Origin of the sequence: Pseudomonas sp. L7, from assembly GCF_046605565.1 — a bacterium.
Lineage (GTDB): Bacteria > Pseudomonadota > Gammaproteobacteria > Pseudomonadales > Pseudomonadaceae > Aquipseudomonas > Aquipseudomonas wayambapalatensis.
In genome coordinates this window covers 2646838-2651633 of the sequence record NZ_CP176784.1, presented here as the reverse complement: position 1 = coordinate 2651633, position 4796 = coordinate 2646838, and the positions used below count along the sequence as shown (strand labels likewise).

The window sequence follows — 4796 nt, the reverse complement described above, 5'->3', positions numbered from 1 at the left end:
GGGTAAGCATCCTGCTTTTGCCAGTCGGAAATGGCGCCACGCTAAAGGATCAGGGGTGCAAGGGGTGACAGGGTAAGGGGGGACAAAGCGCGGACTATAAAAAAACGAATAAGAATATGAATTCTTATTCCTTTTATGCGATTAAAACTTCCTCTATAACGTTCCCAACTGTGCAGCAGCCAACACCGGCCAACTGTTTGCAGCGCAACACCCGATCAACACCCCCGCTGCTCTGGCAACACGGCGGTTGTCGCAGAAAACGCGGCAACGCGTTGATTCAAAAGGCATCGAAACTTCGGCACGACGATTGCTCAAGCAAAGTCCCCCGCTCACCCGAACAGGAGACTCGCCATGAGCACCCCCTTGAACGTCGTTGCCCTCTCCGGTGGTACTTCCCGCCCTTCGCGCACCCTGGCATTGACCGAAGCCATCCTCGCCGAGCTTGGCCAGCATCTGCACATCCGGCCGCACCTCATCGAGCTGGGCGATATTGCCCGCCCACTGGGTGCTGCACTGTGGCGTAGCGAACTGCCCGACACCGTCGAGCAGCAACTGCAGCACATCGAACAGGCCGACCTGCTGGTGGTGACCACGCCGGTCTACCGGGGCAGCTTCCCGGGGCACTTCAAGCACCTGTTCGACCTGATCGGCCAGGACGCCCTGGTCGACACCCCGGTATTGCTGGCCGCAACCGGCGGCAGCGAGCGCCACGCGCTGGTGCTGGATCATCAGTTGCGCCCCCTGTTCAGTTTCCTGCAGGCACTGACCCTGCCCATCGGCGTCTATGCCAGTCAGGCCGAGCTGCAGGACTATCGCGTTTCCAGTGATGCCCTGGCTGCGCGCATCGGCCTGGCCGCCGAACGTGCCGTACCGCTGTTCGCCCCCCACCATCAGCTGCGCAAGAGTGCCTGAGTGACCGCCATGAATGCACCCGTGACCCCCACCACGCGTCCGGCGCTTGCCATTGCCCGCGACCTGGCCGCCCAATTCGCCCTCACGGCTGTCGAACGCGACGAACGCGGCGGCACCCCCAAGGCCGAGCGTGATGCCCTGCGCGACAGCGGCCTGCTGTCACTGGCCATCCCCACGGCCTTCGGTGGCCAGGGCGCGAGTTGGCGCGAAACCTTCGATGTGGTGCGTGAGTTCGCCCGGGTCGACAGTTCCATTGCCCACGTGTTCGGTTTCCACCACCTGATGCTGGCCACCGTGCGCCTGTTCTCCCGCCCTGACCAATGGCAACCCTGGTTCGAGCAGACCGCGCGCAAGCATTGGTTCTGGGGCAATGCCCTCAACCCGCTGGATACGCGAACCCAGGCCAAGCATTTCGAGGGGTGGTGCGAATTCTCCGGCAAGAAGAGCTTCTGCTCCGGCGCCAGCGACTCGGAAATGCTCATCGCCTCGGCGGTGGACGAGCGCGCCGGCGGCAAGTTGCTGATCGCGGCAATCCCCAGTGGCCGTACCGGCATCAGCCTGCACGGTGACTGGGACAACATCGGCCAACGCCAGACCGACAGTGGCAGTGCCACCTTCGAACGGGTGCGGGTCGAGCACAACGAACTGCTGCTCGACCCCGGCCCGCTGAGCACGCCGTTCGCCGCCTTGCGTCCGCTGATCGCGCAACTGCACTTCGCCAACCTGTTCCTGGGTATCGCCGAAGGCGCCTTCGACGAAGCGCGCCAGTACACGCTGAAGGAGAGTCGCCCCTGGTTCCGTTCCAGCGCCAGTGAGAGCCGCGAAGACCCCTATGTGCTGCGCCACTATGGTGAGTTCTGGGTGGGTCTGGAAAGCGTGCGCCTGCTGATCCGCCGCGCCAGCGACCAGCTCGATGCGGCCTGGGCCCTCGAACACAACCTGAGCGCCGAGGCGCGTGGCGACCTGGCCCTGGCCATCGGCACCGCCAAGGTTGCCGCAACGCGCCATGGGCTGGACATCTGCAACCGTCTTTTCGAAGTCACCGGCGCCCGCGCCACCCATGCCTCGCTGCGCTTCGACCGGCACTGGCGCAACCTCAGGACCCAGACCCTGCACGACCCGGTGGACTATCGCATCCATGAACTGGGCGAGTGGGCGCTGAACGACAAACGCCCTGCCCCGTCCTTCTATTCCTAAAGGCACGTCCATGCAATTGCTGACCCTCCCCCCTTCACCGTCATTGGCTACCTCGATCAGGGCGACCGCACAGGTCTTCGAAGACCCCAGGTCGCAGGCGCTGCTCGCCCACCTGCAACAGGTCGCTCCCAGCGAGGCCAGCGTCCTGATCATTGGCGAGACCGGCACGGGCAAGGAGTTGGTCGCACGCCACATCCACAACCTCAGCGCTCGCCGCGACGGCCCGTTCGTTGCGGTCAACTGCGGCGCCTTTTCCGAGTCGCTGGTCGAGGCCGAGCTGTTCGGCCATGAGAAAGGCGCCTTCACCGGCGCCCTGGCGTCCAAGGCCGGCTGGTTCGAGGAGGCGAACGGCGGCACGTTGTTCCTCGATGAAATCGGCGACCTGCCGCTGCCCATCCAGGTCAAGCTGCTGCGCGTACTGCAGGAGCGCGAGGTGGTGCGCCTGGGGTCACGCAAGAGCATTCCGATCAATGTGCGGGTACTGGCCGCCACCAACGTGCAACTTGAAAAGGCGATCAACGCCGGGCACTTTCGCGAAGACCTGTACTACCGCCTGAACGTTGTCACCCTCTCGCTGCACCCGCTGCGTGAGCGGCCGGGCGATATCCTGCCGCTGTCGCGCCACTTCATTCGCAGCTACAGCGAGCGCCTGGGCTACGGCCCGGTGGAGCTGGCAGCCGACGCCCAGGCAAAGCTTGTGGCCTATAGCTGGCCGGGCAACATCCGCGAGCTGGAGAACGTGATTCACCACAGCCTGCTGACCTGCGGCGACGGGTTGATCCATGCCCGCGACTTGCGCCTGTCGAACCTGCGCCTGGAGCGTCAGGACGATCCGCCTTCGACGGCCTCTGCCAGCAGGGGCGGCGGCATCGATGAACTGCTGCAGCAGGCGTTCAGCCGGTTGTACGAGGAACAGCCGGGCGACCTGTACGAGAAGGTAGAGAATGCGTTGCTGCGCTCGGCCTATCACTTCTGCCATTACAACCAGGTGCATACCGCGCAGTTGCTGGGGCTGTCGCGCAACGTCACGCGTACGCGGCTGATCGCCATTGGCGAGCTGGTGGTGAACAAGCGCCGCGCACCGGAGCAGCCGCTGGACAACCGGATGGTGCGCCTGTCGATCTGATCGCGTCATTGCCTGCGCCCATGGCCTTGTGCTGGCGAGGCCTGCGTCACCCGCCGTGGTGCGCTTTTCGCGGGTAAACCCGCTGCTGCACGTAAATCTCTCCCCACGCCATTCGTCCACCTGATACCCGAACCCTGCCCGGCGCCGCCCCTTGCCCGCCAGGCGGTTGCGATCAGCCCTGCAACGAGATGGCAATGACCAAGACCCGCTCCCGCAAAGCCCTGTACATAGGCCTGCCTCTGGCCCTGGTGGCCGCCCTGGGCAGTGCCGCCGGCTACTTCTACTGGCAACGCCAGGATGCCGGCTACCCGCACAAGATCGTCGAACAGGCCAACGCCCTGCATGAACACATGCTCTCGTTCGACAGCCATATCACGGTGCCGCTGGACTTGGGCAGCGCCGGCAACGAGATCGACAAGGATGGCCCGGGGCAGTTCGACCTGGTCAAGGCCAATCGCGGTCGTCTTTCCGGTGCGGCCCTGACCATCTTCGGCTGGCCAGAGATCTGGAACGGCCCCAACGCCCCGCACCGCCCAACCCCGGGCTTCGTCGACGAGGCGCGCCAGCAGCAGGAAGTGCGCTACAAGATCATCAGCGGCATGGTCCGCGACTTCCCCAACCAGGTCGGTATCGCCTATACCCCCGACGACTTCCGGCGCCTGAACGGCGAAGGCAAGTTCGCCATCTTCATCAGCATGCTCAACGCCTACCCGCTGGGCCATGACCTGTCCCAGCTCGATCTGTGGGCTGCACGCGGCATGCGCATGTTCGGCTTCAGCTACACCGGCAACAACGACTGGGCCGACTCCTCGCGCCCACTGCCGTTCTTCAATGACACCGCCGACGCCCTGGGCGGCCTGTCGCCCTTGGGTGAGCAGGCGGTCAAGCGACTCAACGACCTGGGCGTGATCATCGATGTCTCGCAGATGTCGACCCTGGCCCTGGAAGACGTCGTGCGCCTGAGCCGCGCGCCAATCGTGGCCTCGCATTCCGCGCCACGGGCGCTGGTGGACATCCCGCGCAACCTCTCCGACAAGGAAATGCAACTGATCAAGGACAGCGGCGGCGTGATCCAGGTGGTCGGCTTCGGCCAGTACCTCAAGCCGCTGGAAAAGCCGGTGCTGGAAAAACTCGAGGCGCTGCGCGCGCGCTTCGACCTGCAGCCACTGCAGGGCCTGGCCAATGCCTTGATGCCGGGCGATGCGGTGATCGCCATCTGGCCTGAGTCACGTTTCGGCGAGTACGCCAGCAGCCTGTACGGGATTCTTGAAGAAGAACCCAAGGCGACCCTCAAGCAGTACGCGGACGCCATCGACTACACGGTGAAGAAGGTGGGTATCGACCACGTCGGCCTCAGCTCGGACTTCAACGACGGCGGCGGCCTCGATGGCTGGAAGGATGTCAGCGAGATCCGCAATGTCACCGCCGAGCTGCTCAGCCGCGGCTATAGCGAAACCGATATCGCCAAACTCTGGGCGGGCAACTTCCTGCGGGTCTGGGACCAGGTGCAAAAAGCCGGTCAACCTGTCGCCACCACCCAACACTGATCAAGGCCTGCCCG

Annotated in this window: 4 protein-coding genes; all 4 read left to right on the top strand. The window is 64.4% G+C overall.

Annotation, left to right across the window (positions count from 1 at the left end; all coding sequences use genetic code 11):
- Positions 1–351 precede the first annotated feature (351 nt).
- The 4 genes from msuE to pvdM all read left to right on the top strand — a co-directional run bounded on the left by msuE (position 352) and on the right by pvdM (position 4782).
- Positions 352–912 carry an FMN reductase gene (gene msuE / locus ACK3BK_RS12010; protein WP_054890659.1) on the top strand — a complete coding sequence of 187 codons (561 nt, stop codon included), beginning with the start codon at positions 352–354 and terminating at the stop codon, positions 910–912.
- Positions 913–921: 9 nt separating this feature from the next.
- Positions 922–2109 (top strand): acyl-CoA dehydrogenase family protein, encoded by a 1188-nt coding sequence (locus ACK3BK_RS12005; protein WP_186708137.1) that lies wholly within the window; start codon positions 922–924, stop codon positions 2107–2109.
- 10 nt (positions 2110–2119) lie between these two features.
- Positions 2120–3235, top strand: a complete 1116-nt coding sequence (locus tag ACK3BK_RS12000) for a sigma-54 interaction domain-containing protein (protein ID WP_186708139.1) — start codon at positions 2120–2122, stop codon at positions 3233–3235.
- 194 nt (positions 3236–3429) lie between these two features.
- Positions 3430–4782, top strand: a complete 1353-nt coding sequence (gene pvdM, locus ACK3BK_RS11995) for a pyoverdine-tailoring dipeptidase-like protein PvdM (RefSeq protein WP_186708141.1) — start codon at positions 3430–3432, stop codon at positions 4780–4782.
- The last annotated feature ends 14 nt before the right edge of the window (positions 4783–4796 follow it).